The organism is Streptomyces sp. SID13726 (assembly GCF_010548375.1).
In the GTDB taxonomy this organism is placed as follows: Bacteria; Actinomycetota; Actinomycetes; order Streptomycetales; family Streptomycetaceae; genus Streptomyces.
The window spans coordinates 1-382 of record NZ_JAAGLY010000891.1; the positions used below are offsets into that span (position 1 = coordinate 1).

At 66.0% G+C, this 382-nt stretch carries 1 protein-coding gene; it reads left to right on the forward strand.

Features of this window, described 5'->3' with window-relative positions; all coding sequences use genetic code 11:
- Positions 1–382, forward strand: a 382-nt coding sequence (locus G3I78_RS50845) for a 2Fe-2S iron-sulfur cluster-binding protein (RefSeq protein ID WP_239158512.1), incomplete at both ends; no start/stop codon positions are given.

Sequence of the window (382 nt, forward strand, 5' to 3'; positions counted from 1 at the left end):
GCGTGCAAGACGCTGCTCAAGGACGTCAACCCGGACAAGCCCATCACGGTCGAGCCCATCAAGGGCCTGCCCGTGGTCAAGGACCTCGTCGTGGACATGGAGCCATTCTTCGCGTCCTACCGCGAGATCATGCCGTTCCTCATCACGTCCGGGAACGAGCCCAGCAAGGAGCGCCTCCAGTCCGCCGAGCAGCGCGAGCGCTTCGACGACACCACCAAGTGCATCCTGTGCGCGGCCTGCACGTCGTCGTGCCCGGTGTTCTGGACCGACGGCCAGTACTTCGGCCCCGCCGCGATCGTCAACGCGCACCGGTTCATCTTCGACAGCCGCGACGAGGGCGCCACCCAGCGCCTCGAGATCCTCAACGACAAGGAGGGCGTGT